The following is a 14,963-nucleotide window of genomic DNA, read 5'->3' on the forward strand; positions in this document are numbered from 1 at the left end:
AGGCAGGTACCGCCGCCCCACACCCCTGTACACCTGGAGAGCACCCCGTGAGAACCGCCGTCGTCATCGGAACCGGACTGATCGGCACCTCCGCGGCGCTCGCCCTGGCCGCCCGCGGCATCGCCGTCCACCTGTCCGACCGGGACCAGGGGCAGGCCCGTACGGCCGCCGCGCTGGGCGCCGGCACGGAGGAGCCCTACCAGGGCAAGGCCGACCTCGCCGTCATCGCCGTACCGCCCGCCCACGTGGCCGCCGCGCTCGCCGACGCCATAGGGCGGGACCTGGCCCGCGCCTACGTGGACGTGGCCAGCGTCAAGGGCGGACCGCGCCGGGAGCTGGACGCGCTGGGCGTGGACACGAAGGCGTACATCGGCACCCACCCGATGGCGGGCAAGGAGCAGTCCGGACCGCTCGCGGCCTCCGCCGACCTCTTCGAGGGCCGGCCCTGGGTGCTCACGCCGACCCGGGAGACCGACCACGAGGTGCTGAACCTGGCGCTGGAGCTGGTGGCCCTGTGCCGGGCCGTCCCGGTGGTCATGGACGCGGACGCGCACGACCGGGCCGTCGCGCTGGTCTCCCACACCCCGCAGCTCGTCTCCAGCATGGTCGCGGCCCGGCTGGAGGAGGCCGACGAGACCGCGGTGCGGCTGTGCGGGCAGGGCATCCGCGACGTGACCCGGATCGCCGCCTCCGACCCGCGGATGTGGGTGGAGATCCTCTCCGCCAACCCGGGGCCCGTGGCGGACGTGCTCTCCGGGATCGCCGCCGACCTGGAGGAGACCGTGGAAGCCCTGCGGGGCCTGCAGTCGGCCGACGAGGCCAAGCGCCGGGACGGGGCGGCGGGCATCGAGGACGTACTGCGCCGCGGCAACGCCGGCCGGGTCCGGGTCCCGGGCAAGCACGGGGCCGCGCCCACGGTCTACGAGACGGTGGCCGTCCTCATCTCCGACCAGCCGGGCGAGCTCGCGCGGATCTTCGCCGACGCCGGCCGGGCCGGGGTCAACATCGAGGACGTGCGGATCGAGCACGCGACGGGGCAGCAGGCGGGCCTGGTCCAGCTCATGGTCGAACCCCGGGCGGTCGCCGGCCTCCAGGCCGAGCTGCGCGAACGCGGCTGGGCGCTGCGCCAGCCGTAGGGCCTCCGGGGCGGCCTCCGGCGCGTCCTCCGGGGCGGGCCGGAGGCCGCCCCGCGCCCGCTCCACGGCCTCCCCGGGCCCGCCCGCCGCCGCCCCGGCGGGCGGCGGCGAAAAGCCCGGTAACCTGGAGGAGGGGCGCTATTGGCGCGCCCGGACACGTACGCGCAACCAGGAAGGTGCCCGCACCGTGGAAACCGCAGCTCCGACCGCCGTGATCGTCGCCATCGACGGTCCCTCCGGCACGGGCAAGTCCAGCACTTCCAAGGCCGTGGCCGCCAAGCTCGGGCTGCGCTACCTGGACACCGGTGCCCAGTACCGGGCCATCACCTGGTGGATGATCACCAACGGCATCGACATCGAGGACCCGCAGGCGATCGCCCTCGCGGCGGGCAAGCCCGTCATCGTGTCCGGCACCGATCCGTCCGCCCCCACCATCACCGTCGACGGCCAGGACGCCTCCGGCCCGATCCGGACCAAGGAGGTCACCTCGAAGGTCAGCGCCGTGAGCGCCGTCCCCGAGGTGCGCACCCTGATCACCGAGCTCCAGCGCTCGATCGCCGCCGAGGCGGCCGACGAGGCCGAGGGCATCGTCGTCGAGGGCCGGGACATCGGCACCACCGTGCTGCCCGACGCCGACCTGAAGATCTTCCTCACCGCTTCCGCCGAGGCCCGCGCGGCCCGCCGCAGCGGCGAGCTGCGGGGCAAGGAGGCCGTGGACCTCGCGGCCACCAAGGAGGCGCTGCTCCAGCGCGACGCCGCCGACTCGGGCCGCAAGACCTCCCCGCTGGCCAAGGCCGGCGACGCGGTCGAGGTGGACACCACCGAGCTCACGCTCGACCGGGTGATCGAGTGCGTGGTCACCCTCGTGGAAGAGCGGCGCAGCCGAGATGCAGCGCAGGTTGAGGGTTCCGAGCGAAGCGAGGAGCACTCGGCCGGAGCGGAGTCGAGGCGGAGCGCGACCGAGGGCACAGAGAAGCGGGGCCGCGCGTGAGCGATACGCCCTCCCTCAAGGGTGCGGCGGTCGGCCGGAGGATCGGCATCGGGCTCATGTACGGCCTCTGGAAGCCGCGCGTGCTGGGGGCCTGGAAGGTCCCCGCATCCGGCCCCGTCATCCTGGCCGTGAACCACTCGCACAACATAGACGGCCCCATGGTCATGGGCACCGCCCCGCGACCGCTGCACTTCCTGATCAAGAAGGAGGCGTACGTCGGTCCGCTCGGCCCCTTCCTCGACCGGATCGGGCAGGTGAAGGTGGACCGCTCCGGCGCCGACCGGGGCGCCATCAGCCGCGCGCTGGGCGTCCTGGAGAACGGCGGAGCCCTGGGGATCTTCCCCGAGGGCACCCGGGGCGAGGGCGACTTCGCCTCGCTGCGCGCGGGCCTCGCGTACTTCGCGGTCCGCTCCGGCGCCCCCATCGTGCCGGTCGCCGTACTGGGCAGCACCGAGCGCTCCGGCCGCGTCGTCAAGGCGCTGCCGCGGCTGAAGAGCAGGGTCGACATCGTCTTCGGCGATGCCTTCGACGCCGGGGACGGCAGTGGCCGCCGTACCCGTACCGCGCTGGACCAGGCCACCGTACGCATCCAGGACCGGCTGACCGCCCACCTGGCCGACGCCAAGCGCCTCACCGGGCGCTGAGCGAGACTTGACCTAGTAGTGGAACCGCGCTGCGCGGGCCCCACCGATCACCACGAACGACGAGGAACGGACTTCATGAACGACCAGCAAGACCACGGAGCACTTGGCGATGCCGAGTACGCGGAGTTCATGGAGCTCGCCGCGGAAGAGGGCTTCGACATCGAGGACGTCGAGGGCGCGCTCCAGGAAGCCGGCCACGGCCCGCTCCCGGTCCTCGCCGTCGTCGGCCGCCCGAACGTCGGCAAGTCGACCCTGGTGAACCGGATCATCGGCCGCCGCGAGGCGGTCGTCGAGGACAAGCCCGGCGTCACCCGCGACCGCGTCACGTACGAGGCCGAGTGGGCCGGCCGCCGGTTCAAGGTCGTCGACACCGGCGGCTGGGAGCAGGACGTCCTCGGCATCGACGCCTCCGTCGCCGCCCAGGCCGAGTACGCCATCGAGGCCTGCGACGCGGTCGTCTTCGTCGTGGACGCCAAGGTCGGCGCCACCGACACCGACGAGGCCGTCGTCCGCCTGCTGCGCAAGGCCGGCAAGCCCGTCGTCCTGTGCGCCAACAAGGTCGACGGCCAGAGCGGCGAGTCCGACGCGGCCTCGCTGTGGTCGCTGGGCCTCGGCTACCCGCACCCGGTCTCCTCCCTGCACGGCCGCGGCACCGGCGACATGCTCGACGCCGTGCTGGAGGCCCTGCCCGAGGCCCCCGAGCAGACCTTCGGCACCGCCGTCGGCGGTCCGCGCCGGATCGCGCTCATCGGCCGTCCGAACGTCGGCAAGTCCTCCCTCCTGAACAAGGTCGCCAAGGAGGACCGCGTCGTCGTCAACGAGATGGCCGGCACCACCCGCGACCCGGTCGACGAGCTGATCCAGCTCGGCGGGGTCACCTGGAAGTTCATCGACACCGCGGGCATCCGCAAGAAGGTCCACCTCCAGCAGGGCGCCGACTACTACGCCTCGCTGCGTACGGCCGCCGCCGTGGAGAAGGCGGAGGTCGCGGTCATCCTGATCGACACGACCGAGCAGATCTCCGTCCAGGACCAGCGCATCATCACCATGGCCGTCGAGGCGGGCCGCGCGATCGTGATCGCGTACAACAAGTGGGACGACCTCGACGAGGAGCGCCGCTACTACCTCGAGCGCGAGATCGAGACCGAGATGCAGCAGGTCGCCTGGGCGCCCCGGGTGAACGTCTCGGCGCTCACCGGCCGCCACATGGAGAAGCTGGTCCCGGCGATCGAGACCGCGCTCGCCGGCTGGGAGACGCGCATCCCGACCGGTCGGCTGAACGCCTTCCTCGGCGAGGTCGTCGCCGCCCACCCGCACCCGATCCGTGGCGGCAAGCAGCCGCGCATCCTGTTCGGTACGCAGGCGGGCAGCAAGCCGCCGCGGTTCGTCCTCTTCGCCTCGGGCTTCCTGGAGCACGGCTACCGCCGCTTCATCGAGCGCCGCCTGCGCGAGGAGTTCGGCTTCGAGGGGACCCCGATCCACATCTCGGTCCGCGTCCGCGAGAAGCGCGGTGCGCAGCACAAGCGCAAGATGTAACGGCGTAGGGCTTGGCCGGGGCTAGTAGCCCCGGCGCGGAGCGGGCGGCAGGGCCGCCGGGATGTGCTGCATCCCGGTCTGGTGCTGCCGCCCGTTCGCGTATCCGGCGCCGGCGTACGAGTACTGCGGCTGCGGGACCGGGGAGGGCTGCCAGGCGTCCGCCTGCTGCCCGGCGTGCTGTCCCGCCGGCTGCCATGAGGAACCGTTCCAGCCGCTCCCGTAGGAGCTCGCGGAACCCGCCCCGGAGCCGCTGCCGTACGCGCCCGTGCCCGCGGCGTACGCGCCGCTGTAGGGGCCCCCGTACGAGAACGCGGTGAAGCCGAGGTCCTCCTCGCCCGTGCGGTCGCCGGGCAGCGCCCGGAAGGCGCGCAGGTACTCCGAGTACAGCGTGTCGTAGATCGGGGTGTGCGAGGCGGTCGGAGAGCTCCCCAGCTCCCGTACGGGGCGCATCGGGGGGACGCTGCTCGGATAGGACGGGGCGCGGGAGACATCGTAGGAATGCACGTATCAGCCAACGAAACGGGCGGCTCGCGGATGCGGGGTGACGGGGCGGAAAACGCAGATCGCCGGGGGTGCGCGGGACGGACCGCGCACCCCCGGCGCACGCCGCCCGGCCCCCGTGAAGGGGGTCGGACGGCCGTTTCGGGGACGGAAGGCAGAGCGGGGGCGGGAGGGCGGGGAGAGCCCCGCGTTCCTGGAGGTCAGGTGCCTGGAGGTCAGGCGCCCGGGGTGCCCGCCAGCGGCATCGAGGCGGCGACCAGCTTGCCGTTGCGGGCGGCCTTGTCCAGGGCGTCGCGCAGCAGGTCCTCGCGGGGCTGCTGGCCGATGGTGCCGACGGGGGCCGCGTACACCAGGACGCGCTGCGTCTTGTTGACGGCGGCCCGCCAGCCGTCGGTCACCGACAGCGGCCGGTGCGCCTGCCACCAGGCGATCTGACCGGGCTGGAGCACCGAGTGCAGCTGGCCGGCGGCGAGCAGGATCGACCAGCCGCTCAGGGCCTGCGGGACCTCTTCGGTCTCGGTCATGGGGATGAAGCCCTGCTCGATGAGGAGCGGGAGGAAGTCGTCGCCGGGACCGGTGGTGCCGGGGCGCGCGATGGGCGCGGTCGGCTCCACCACGAGGGCGGGGTGCAGCTCGCCGTTGATCAGGATCAGGCCGCTGGTGATGCCGAGGACGGCCTGGCCGCCGGGCACGGACTGCGGGACGTCGCCGGCGGGGGCGGCCGCCGGGGCGGGGCTGTCGCCCGTGATGGAGCGGACGGCGCCCTGGAGGTCCGCCTCGGGGACGGAGACGACCTGCGAGGGGATGCAGCCGGCGTGGGCGAAGGCCAGGACGGCCGTCTCGTCGCCGACGAACAGCACGGTGCTGGTCTGCTCGCGCTCGGAGTCGCCGGGGGTGCGGCAGGAAGTGCAGTCGTAACTGCCCGGGGATCCGTCACCTGCGAGCAGCCGCTCGGCCTCCTCGTCGCCGATCTCGGCACGTACCTCATCACTGACTTCGAGCATGCGCGGCACGGGGTGGCTCCTCGGACTAGGCGTGCGGGGCCGGGGGGTTCCGGCTCGCCGGGCTCAACGGGGGAGTGGCGGCCGGGGTCACGCCGTTTGAGGGAACGGAATCGAACCGGACCCCCGAAGGAGTGAACGGTCCGACCGGGCCGTTGTTTTCGTGCCAACTCTTTTTTGGTTGTGCGCAGTTGATGGTCGGTGCTGGCCGTTTGGGCGGTGGGCCGAGCGGGTGGGGGCGCGGGGGGCGCGGTGTGGCGCGCGCGGGGGGCGGTACGGGGCTGCGTAGCGTGACGCGATGCGCAACTTCGGGGTTCCGGGTGGGGCGGGTGCGGGTGCGGGTGCGGGTGCGGCGGCGCTGGTGCTGGTCGTGCTGGCGGCGGTGTCGCCCGTGGTGGTCGGGGCGGCGGCGGTCGCGGCGCCGCCACCGCCCCGGCCGGGGGCGCCCGGCAGGGCGGTGGACTGCGGGCCCGGCGGGCAGTGGCCCTGGGACTGCGTGGCCGACTGCGAGAGCGGGGGCCGCTGGGCGGTGAACACGGGGAACGGCTTCTACGGCGGACTGCAGTTCTGGCAGCCGACGTGGGAGGAGCACGGGGGGCTGGCCTTCGCCCCGAGGGCGGACCTCGCCACGCGGGAGCAGCAGATCCGGGTGGGGGAGGAGCTGCTGGGGAGCCAGGGGTGGGAGGCGTGGCCCGTGTGCGCGAAGCGGTACGGGCTGGCGGGGCGGATGCACGTGGTGCGGCGCGGGGACACGCTGGTGGCGATCGCGCGGAGGCATCGGGTGGTGGGTGGGTGGCAGGCGCTCTATGCGGCGAACCGGGGGGTGATCGGGCCGCGGGCGGAGGTGCTGCGGATCGGGACGCTGCTGGTGCTGCCGGCTGGGCGGGAGGTGGCGCCCGCGCCTGTGGCCTCGCCGGCCCCGGTCTTGCCGGCTCCGGCCGTGTCGGCCGTGCCGGCTCCGGGTTCGTCGGCTGGGCCGGTTCGGCCGGCCCCGGCCGCGAGTCCCGGTCCGGTGGGGGCGCGGGCTTAGCGGGTCGGTCTCGGGGTGCGGCCCTGCGGGGCTGTCCCCTACCCGCCCTTCCTCCGTTCCCAGGGCTCTGCCCTGACCCGGTCCTCAAGCGCCGGACGGGCTGGAGGGGGTGCCGGGCTGCGCCCGGGCCCCCTGGGGCTCCGCCCCGGACCCCGGGCCTCAAGGGCCGGACGGCTGGAGTGGCCGGACCCCGGGCCTCAAGGGCCGGACGGCTGGAGTGGCTGCGCCTCGGGCGTCGGGCGGCTGGGGTCAGGCCGGGTGGCCGAGGGCTGGGTCGTGGTCGGGGGTGGGCTGGGCCGGGACGCGGGGGCGGGTGGCCGAGGGGTCGGGGCCCTGTTGGGCGGGCAGGCGTACCGGTTCCGGGTCCGGGCATTCCATGGTGCGCGGGAGCTTCAGGGCCATCACCGCGCCCGCCAGCAGCAGGGCCGCGCTGACGACCAGGGTCACGTGCAGCCCGTGCACGAAGGAGTGCCGGGCGGCCGAGAACAGGGACTCGCCCGCCGGTCCGCCGAGGCGCGCCGCGATCTGGTAAGCCTCCCCCAGGGAGTGGGAGGCGCCGGCCGAGTCGGCCGCGGACACCCCGGGGACCGCCGCCAGGCCGGGCGCGTAGGCCGCGTTCATCACGCTGCCCAGCAGCGCGATGCCCATGCCCGCACCGAGCTGGTAGGAGGTCTCCCCGATCGAGGCGGCGCCGCCGGCCGTCGCGGCCGGAGCCTCGCTCAGCATGGACTCGTAGGCCGCGAACAGGGTGGTCTGGAGGCCGAAGCCGAGCAGGACGAAGCCGACCGTGAGCAGGACCGGCCGGTCGTGCTGGCCCATGAAGGTCAGGAGCAGCACCGCGCCGGCGGTGAGTACGAAGCCCAGCGAGACCATCGTGCGCGGCCCGGTCCGGGACAGCGTGTACGAGCCGGTCGCGCCCGCCGCCATCGCGGCGAAGGTGAGCGGCAGCAGGCGCAGCCCGGTCTCCAGCGGGCTCAGGTGCAGGACGAGCTGGAGGTACTGGACGGCGATCAGTTCCAGGCCGACCAGCGCCAGCATGGCCAGCACGATGCAGCCCACGGAGGTGGTGAAGGCCGGCCGGGAGAACATCCGCATGTCGATCAGCGGGTGGGCGCGGCGCTTCTGGCGCCGTACGAAGAGGACGAGCAGCCCGGCCCCGATCAGGAGGGGGACCAGCGCCTGCGGGTCGGCGAGATGGCGCTCCGCGCCGAGCCGCTTGACTCCGAGGACCGCGCCGAGCACGCCGCCGGCGGCCAAGAGCGCGCCGAGCACGTCCCAGGGTCCGTCGGAGGTCCCCTTGGACTCGGGCAGCAGCCACCGGCCCAGCGGCAGGATCATGATCATGAGCGGGATGTTGATGAGGAAGACCGAGCCCCACCAGAAGTGCTGGACCAGGAAGCCGCCCAGGACGGGGCCGCTGGCCGCCCCCACGGCGGCGACGGCGGTCCAGATGCCGATGGCGAGGGCCCGCTCGCGCCGGTCGGGGAAGACCTGGCGCAGGATCGACAGGGTGGCCGGCATGATCATCGCTCCGCCGACGCCCAGCAGGGCGCGGGCGGCGATCAGGACCTGGGCGTTGTCGGCGAGGGCGGCCAGGGCCGAGGCCGCGCCGAAGAGCCCGTAGCCGAGGAGCAGCACGCGGCGACGGCCCACGCGGTCACCGAGGGTGCCGAAGAGGATGAGGAGGGCGGCGCAGACCAGCGGGTAGGCGTCGACGATCCAGAGGAGTTCCATCGGGCCGGGACGCAGGTCCTCGGTGACGGAGGGGACGGCGACGTGCAGGATCGTCGCGTCGAGCGCGACGAGCACCAGGCTCACGCACAGGACCGCCAGGACGGCCCAGCGGTTGGCCCCGCCGGAGGCCGCGCCGAGTCGCCGCAGTCGCTGCCAGGGGGAAGGGTTCCTGTCGCCGGTCACGTTCGTCCCCGACATGCATGTACCTCCCAGGTGATCCCTCGCACTCGGCGGACCAGCGTATTTCGGGGCCACGGGTGGGGAGGGTGGCGTCCTACGGGGTCCGGCGTCGACACGCGAGTGAAGAGTCAGCGTACGCGAGTTCGGCTGTCCGACACGTGGTCAAGCTCTCATCCCGCCGCCGGCCGCGCTGTGGCGTGCGCCACTCGTTCCAGGCACCGTGAGCCCGGCCCGATCGGCAAGACACCCCCTAAGCCCTTCCTGCCCGGGCGCGACTGCCCCGGACCTCGATAATCATGCCCGTGAAGGATCTTGGATTTCGTCGGGCCGCGCCCGCTCTGGCCGTGTTCGTGGCGGTGCGGCTGCTCGGGCTGGCCGTGCTCGCGGTGTGGGGGGCGGTGGCCGGCAGCAGCCCGCACACCCTGCTCTCGGCCCGCTGGGACTCCCTCTGGTACGCCCGCATCGCCGCCGAGGGGTACGGGTACGAGGTGGCGCTCCCGAACGGAGACGTCCACTCCAACCTGGCCTTCTTCCCGTTGCTGCCCTGGCTGGAGCGGCTGGTCTCGGCCGTCACCGGGCTCGGGTACGGATCCGCGGGCCTGGTGGTGTCGGCGCTCGCGGGGCTCGCCGCGGCCTGGGGGATCTTCGCGGTCGCCGAGTCCGTCCACGGCCGCCGGGCCGGGGTGTTCGCCGTCGCGGTCTGGGCCGCGCTGCCCGTCGGGATCGTGCAGTCGATGGCGTACAGCGAAGCGCTGTTCACCGCACTGGCCGCCTGGAGCCTCTACGGGGTCCTGCGCGGGCACTGGCTCACCGCCGGCCTGCTCGCGGCCGGGGCGGGGCTGACCCGCCCGGTCGGCGCCGCCGTGGTCGCGGCGGTGTGGGTGGCCGCCGCCCTGGCCCTGCGCGGCGGGGAACGCTCCTGGCGGCCGGTGGCGGGGGCGCTGCTGGCCCCGCTCGGCGCGGCGGCGTACGTGCTGTGGGTGGGCGCGCGCACGGGCGGGGGCCTGACCGGGTACCTCGACGTACAGGGCGGCTGGGGCAACGGCTTAGACGGAGGCTGGGCGTTCGCCCGGTTCATCGGCGAGCGGCTGGCCTCGTCCGCCTTTCCCGCCGGGATCGGGCTGATCGCCGGGGTCGTGCTGGTGCTGTGGCTGTACGCGCTCTGCGTGCGGCGCCGCCAGCCGCTGCCGCTGCTCGTGTACGCCGGGATCGTGGTGGCGCTGGCCCTGTGCGCCTCCGGGTACTTCGGCTCCAAGCCCCGGCTGCTGCTGCCCGCCTTCCCGCTGGTGTTCCCGCCGGCGGTGGCGCTGGCCCGGTGGGGGCCGGGCCGGGCGGCCGCCGTCGTGGGCGCGGCGGCCGCCGTGTCGGCCGTGTACGGGGCCTTCTGGCTCAACGGTTCGGGGCCGCCGTAGGCCGTGGCGGGAGGGCCCGGAGGCCCAAGATCACGGAATGGATCGTTCCGCTCCATGTTTGGGCAAAACAATTGACCTGGAGTTATAAAGACGGTCTAAGTGTGCGAAGAAATGGCCGGAGGAAGGGACCTTCCCCGCTCCAACCAAAGGCTGAATACCGGGAATTAAGTCCCGCGTGAGACCAACTCCACATCACATGGTCATCACAAAGCCCGCGATTCGACCGGGCCGCCCATCGGCGCGCGGTAACGTCGATTGAGTGCGTACCGACCAAATCCTGCCCAGACTGGAGCGGGTGTTCGCCCGGCTGGACCGGGAACCAGAGCGACCGGCTCATCTGCAAACACCGCGGATGAGCCGGCACCGCGTCGTGCTCCTCGGAGCGACCCTCGGCATCTACCTGGCGATCGTGGTCGCGGTCCTGGCCACTTCGTGGCTCGTCCGCCTCGACTGGCAGATCATGTTCTTCCGCCCGTACGAGCAGTGGCCGCAACTGCACGCCTTCCTCGACTACCTCGTCGTCCTCGGTCAGCGCGGCCCCACCGCGGTCATGGTCGCGGCCTGGCTCGGATGGCGGTCCTGGCGGCAGCACACCCTCCGCCCGCTGATCACCCTCGGCGTGGCGCTGCTGCTGCTCAACATCACCGTGGGCGCCGTCAAGCTGGGCCTCGGCCGGCTCGGTCCGCACTACGCCACCGAGATCGGCTCCGCCGAGCTCTTCGCGGGCGGCGATATATTTCCTTCCGGCCACACCGCCAACGCCGTGGTGACCTGGGGAATCCTGGCCTACCTGGCCTCCACCGTGGTCACCCGCCGGGTGCTCTCCCTGGTCTCCGCCGTGGTCTCCCTGAGCGTCGGCGCCACCACCGTCTACCTCGGCACCCACTGGGTCAGCGACGTACTGCTCGGCTGGCTCGCCGGTCTGCTCGTGCTGCTGGCCCTGCCGTGGTTCGAGCCGCTCATCGCCCGGGCCGAGGCCTACGTCTTCGGCCTGCGCGCGCGGCTGCGCAGCCTCGTGGAGGCCGGGCAGGTGCCCGAGGCCCTCACCGGTCTGCTGGTTCCGCTGCTCTCGGCCGGCGGCAAGTGGCAGCTCCAGCGGGCCGCCGCGGAGCCGTCCGGGCGTCTGCCCGCGGCGCAGCCCGCGCAGGCGGCGCAGTCCGTACCGCCCGTGGTCGTTCTGCGGCAGCCGGGGGCGGTCGAGTCCGCACCGGTTCCGGTCCCCGCCTCGGCCTCGGCCTCGGCTTCCGCTTCCGCCCCGGCTTCCGCTTCCGCTTCCGTACAGACCGCGGGGCACCAGCCGGCCGCCCGGCCCGCCGCCCACCTCTCGGGCCGTCCGCACCTGATCCGTTCCGAGCGGACCCCGGGCGCCCCGGTCGGCAGCCGCCGCCCGGTCCACGCGGAGCGCGCCCCGGCGCGCGGCGCGGCGCCCCGCCCGGCCACCGGCGGCTGAGCCGGACGGTACGCACCCCCTCCGCTCGCGCAACCAACGGCGGGCCCCGGTCGAGGACCGGGGCCCGCCGTGGCGCGTCCGGGACCGGCCGTGCGCCTTTCGCCGCCGCACCGGCCGCGAAAGGCCCGGAACGTCAGCGGCGCGCCCGGACGTTCCTCCATACCGGGTCACGCTTGGGTCACGGATTGTCGACAGTCCTCCACGGCGGAGTTCGTCTGGACCTTTTATTTCCCGTCCCGCGACACGCCCGGGATGAATTCTGTTTCGAATTCCCCCGGAACTTCCCGGAATTGTGGCCGCGGTGCACTCCGGGCGCCCTCCGCTTCCTCACGAATCCTTCACTTCTCCGGTCGCTTCACGCGGTTCCAGAGACCTGCCGAGCCGATCTCGCGCGGCCCGGATCCGGTCCGTCAGCTCGACCGGCTCGACGACCTCGAACTCACACCCGATCAGCATGATGTGAATCACCAGGACATCGAGGTTGACCGCCCCGGTGCGCAGGATGCAGCTCTGCTCGTCGAGCGGCTCCAGGGTCCCGTCGGCCGGCCCGACGATCCGCGCCGCCTCCTCCTGGGGCACCCGCAGCCGGACGACCGCGCGGGCCGCGTACACCCGCTGGGAGATGCCCCGGGAGACGTACGCGGCGAGGTCCTCGGCGGGCGGCGGGCGCGGGGTGAAGCGCGGTCCGTGCGGGGGCCTGGGCTCGATCCGGTCCACCCGGAAGGTCCGCCAGTCCTCCCGGTCCAGATCCCAGGCGACGAGGTACCAGCGGCGCTCGCTGCACACCAGCCGGTGCGGCTCGACGGTCCTGCGGGTGACGGTGCCCCCGTGGTCCCGGTAACCGAAGCGCAGCCGCTCGGCGTCGCGGCAGACGCCGGCCAGTTCGGTCAGCACCGAGGAGTCGACGGTGGAGGCACCCGCCCCGCGGAGCATGGGCACCGTGAACCGGTTCAGCGCGGACACCCGGGCCCGCAGCCGTGACGGCAACACCTGCTCCAGCTTCGCCAGCGCCCGTACGGAGGCCTCGCCGATGCCCTCCACGCCGTTCCCGGCGGCGGTCCGCAGTCCCACGGCCACCGCGACGGCCTCGTCGTCGTCGAGGAGCAGGGGCGGCAGCTCGGCCCCGGCCCCCAACTGGTATCCGCCACCGGTGCCCGGACTGGCGTTCACGGGGTAACCGAGCTCCCGCAGCCGGTCCACGTCCCTGCGCACGGTCCGCGGCGTCACGCCGAGCCGGCCGGCCAGGTCGGCCCCGGTCCATTCCCGGTGGGCCTGCAACAGGGACAACAGGCGCAGCAGCCGCGCGGAGGTATCGAGCATGTCCGCAGTCTGCCCGCAGGACCGGTGTCCCAGGACCGGTGTCCCAGGACCGGGGTCCCAGGACCGGGGTCACACCGGAAGCGGGTGGACCGCGGGCCGGTGGACCGACAAACTTGCGGCGCTAGGTTTTTGTGATCCCGGCCTGCCAGGAGGCGCAGTGTCCTTCGTTCCCACCGACCCGCTCGGGCTCGACGAACTCCTCACGCCCGAGGACCTCGCGATCCGGGACACCGTCCGCGGCTGGGCCGCCGACCGGGTCCTGCCGAACATCGCCGAGTGGTACGAGAACGGCGAGCTGCCCGGGATCCGGGAGATCGCCAAGGAGCTCGGCGCCCTCGGCGCCCTCGGAATGTCGCTCCAGGGCTACGGCTGCGCGGGCGCCAGCGCCGTCCAGTACGGGCTCGCCTGCCTGGAACTGGAGGCCGCGGACTCGGGGATCCGCTCGCTGGTCTCCGTACAGGGCTCGCTCGCGATGTACGCGATCTGGAAGTACGGCTCCGAGGAGCAGAAGCAGCGCTGGCTGCCCGGCATGGCCGCGGGCGAACTCATCGGCTGCTTCGGGCTGACCGAGCCGGACGTCGGTTCGGACCCCGGCGCGATGCGCACGCACGCCAAGCGGGACGGCTCGGACTGGGTCCTGAACGGCCGCAAGATGTGGATCACCAACGGCTCGGTGGCCGCCGTGGCCGTCGTCTGGGCGCAGACGGAGGAGGGGATCCGCGGGTTCGCCGTCCCCACGGACAGTGCCGGCTTCTCCGCCCCGGAGATCAAGCACAAGTGGTCCCTGCGCGCCTCGGTGACCAGCGAGCTGGTCATGGACGACGTACGGCTGCCCGCCGACGCGGTGCTTCCGGGCGTCACCGGACTCAAGGGGCCGCTCGGCTGTCTCAGCCACGCGCGGTACGGGATCGTCTGGGGATCCATGGGCGCGGCACGCGCCAGCTTCGAGTCGGCGCTCGGTTACGCGAAGACGCGCGAGCAGTTCGGCAGGCCCATCGGCGGCTTCCAGCTCACCCAGGCCAAGCTCGCCGACATGGCGCTGGAACTCCACAAGGGGATCCTGCTCGCCCACCACCTGGGGCGGCGCATGGACGCCGGGACCCTGCGGCCGGAGCAGATCAGTTTCGGCAAGCTCAACAACGTCCGCGAGGCCATCGAGATCTGTCGCACCGCGCGGACGATCCTCGGTGCCAACGGGATCTCCCTCGAATACCCCGTCATGCGGCACGCCACCAACCTCGAATCGGTCCTCACCTACGAGGGCACCGTCGAGATGCACCAGCTCGTGCTGGGCAAGGCGCTCACCGGGCTCGACGCCTTCCGCTAGGCCGGGTGCGGCCACAGGTCGCCGGGAGGGCCGGAAGGAACCGGGGGCGGCCGGTGAGGGCCTTGCTCAGCTCTGGTTGAAGAAGTCGCGCGAGCGGCCGCCGGACTCACCGCTCACGATCTGGGTGTCGGCCGGGGTCAGCAGGAAGACCCTGGTCGCCACCCGCTCGATCGAACCGCGCAGACCGAAGGTCAGACCGGCCGCGAAGTCGACCACGCGCTTCGCGTCGCCCGGGTCCATCGAGGACAGGTTCACGATGACCGGGACACCGTCGCGGAACAGCTCGCCGATGCCGCGGGCGTCGCGGAAACCGTCCGGGGTGACCGTCGCGATGCGGCGGCCCTGCTCGACGGCGGACTCCGACGCCACCTTGACGCGCGGGTCCGTGACCCACTGCTCGCCGGGGCCGACCACCGAGCCCCCCTGCGGAGCCTCCGCGTAGTCGTCGTCGTAGTAACGCTCGTCGTCGCTGTCCTCTACGAGACCCAGCCAGGCACTCGCCTTGCGCACCGAACCCATGGACGCCTCCTTTCATCGCGGTCAGTTCTGTCTTGTCTTCCGCGTCCCTATCGTCGTCCATGATGCTGACAACGCGCCAAGTGGATAGTCGCCGCGCAGGGGTTTCGTGACGGTACTGGTGCAGAACATCCGTTGCACGGTCAAGGATCCCGGCGGGTACCGCTGCTGACTGAGTGAAAATA

13 protein-coding genes are annotated in these 14,963 nt (G+C 73.1%); 8 read left to right on the forward strand and 5 right to left on the reverse strand.

The features are described 5' to 3' along the window. The first annotated feature begins 47 nt into the window (after positions 1-47). The 4 genes from AC3IX6_RS29860 (at position 48) to der (ending at position 4,307) form a co-directional block, all read left to right on the forward strand. Positions 48-1,136 (forward strand): prephenate dehydrogenase, encoded by a 1,089-nt coding sequence (locus AC3IX6_RS29860; RefSeq protein WP_489366226.1) that lies wholly within the window; start codon positions 48-50, stop codon positions 1,134-1,136. A 187-nt stretch (positions 1,137-1,323) separates the two neighbouring features. Beyond that, entirely contained in the window at positions 1,324-2,127 is an 804-nt protein-coding gene (gene cmk / locus AC3IX6_RS29865) for a (d)CMP kinase (RefSeq protein ID WP_489366228.1), read from the forward strand. Next, entirely contained in the window at positions 2,124-2,771 is a 648-nt protein-coding gene (locus AC3IX6_RS29870) for a lysophospholipid acyltransferase family protein (protein ID WP_489366229.1), read from the forward strand. The genes cmk and AC3IX6_RS29870 overlap by 4 nt, the downstream gene beginning before the upstream one ends. A gap of 75 nt (positions 2,772-2,846) precedes the next feature. Then, positions 2,847-4,307, forward strand: a complete 1,461-nt coding sequence (gene der, locus AC3IX6_RS29875) for a ribosome biogenesis GTPase Der (RefSeq protein ID WP_388504200.1) — start codon at positions 2,847-2,849, stop codon at positions 4,305-4,307. Positions 4,308-4,328: 21 nt separating this feature from the next. Here the strand turns inward: der and AC3IX6_RS29880 are convergent, their stop codons facing one another. After that, a complete protein-coding gene (locus AC3IX6_RS29880; RefSeq protein WP_489366231.1) occupies positions 4,329-4,811 on the reverse strand; it encodes a hypothetical protein in 483 nt (160 codons plus the stop codon). Between the two features lie 212 nt (positions 4,812-5,023). After that, positions 5,024-5,821 (reverse strand): hypothetical protein, encoded by a 798-nt coding sequence (locus tag AC3IX6_RS29885; RefSeq protein ID WP_489366233.1) that lies wholly within the window; start codon positions 5,819-5,821, stop codon positions 5,024-5,026. Positions 5,822-6,107: 286 nt separating this feature from the next. Between AC3IX6_RS29885 and AC3IX6_RS29890 the strand changes: the two genes are divergently transcribed. Further along, positions 6,108-6,839, forward strand: coding sequence for a transglycosylase family protein (locus AC3IX6_RS29890; RefSeq protein WP_489366235.1), 732 nt, complete (start codon positions 6,108-6,110; stop codon positions 6,837-6,839). Positions 6,840-7,088: 249 nt separating this feature from the next. Here the strand turns inward: AC3IX6_RS29890 and AC3IX6_RS29895 are convergent, their stop codons facing one another. After that, complete coding sequence (locus AC3IX6_RS29895) at positions 7,089-8,771, reverse strand: MFS transporter (protein ID WP_489366237.1); 1,683 nt, start codon at positions 8,769-8,771, stop codon at positions 7,089-7,091. A 278-nt stretch (positions 8,772-9,049) separates the two neighbouring features. On the opposite strand from AC3IX6_RS29895, the gene AC3IX6_RS29900 reads away from it, so the two are divergent. Further along, positions 9,050-10,165: a glycosyltransferase family 39 protein gene (locus AC3IX6_RS29900; protein WP_489366239.1), complete on the forward strand. Its 1,116-nt coding sequence runs from the start codon at positions 9,050-9,052 to the stop codon at positions 10,163-10,165. A gap of 259 nt (positions 10,166-10,424) precedes the next feature. Continuing rightward, the gene (locus AC3IX6_RS29905; protein ID WP_489366241.1) at positions 10,425-11,615 is read left to right on the forward strand and encodes a phosphatase PAP2 family protein; all 1,191 of its coding nucleotides are present in this window, start codon (positions 10,425-10,427) and stop codon (positions 11,613-11,615) included. A 327-nt stretch (positions 11,616-11,942) separates the two neighbouring features. Here the strand turns inward: AC3IX6_RS29905 and AC3IX6_RS29910 are convergent, their stop codons facing one another. Next, on the reverse strand, positions 11,943-12,935 hold the full coding sequence (locus AC3IX6_RS29910) for a helix-turn-helix transcriptional regulator (RefSeq protein ID WP_489366243.1): 993 nt from the start codon (positions 12,933-12,935) through the stop codon (positions 11,943-11,945). Positions 12,936-13,092: 157 nt separating this feature from the next. On the opposite strand from AC3IX6_RS29910, the gene AC3IX6_RS29915 reads away from it, so the two are divergent. Next, positions 13,093-14,262 carry an acyl-CoA dehydrogenase family protein gene (locus AC3IX6_RS29915; RefSeq protein ID WP_489366245.1) on the forward strand — a complete coding sequence of 390 codons (1,170 nt, stop codon included), beginning with the start codon at positions 13,093-13,095 and terminating at the stop codon, positions 14,260-14,262. A 66-nt stretch (positions 14,263-14,328) separates the two neighbouring features. Here AC3IX6_RS29915 and AC3IX6_RS29920 read toward each other — a convergent pair whose 3' ends face one another. After that, a complete protein-coding gene (locus AC3IX6_RS29920; RefSeq protein WP_214947996.1) occupies positions 14,329-14,781 on the reverse strand; it encodes a cell division protein SepF in 453 nt (150 codons plus the stop codon). Positions 14,782-14,963 lie beyond the last annotated feature (182 nt).

The organism is Streptomyces sp. GL_141, assembly GCF_057834385.1.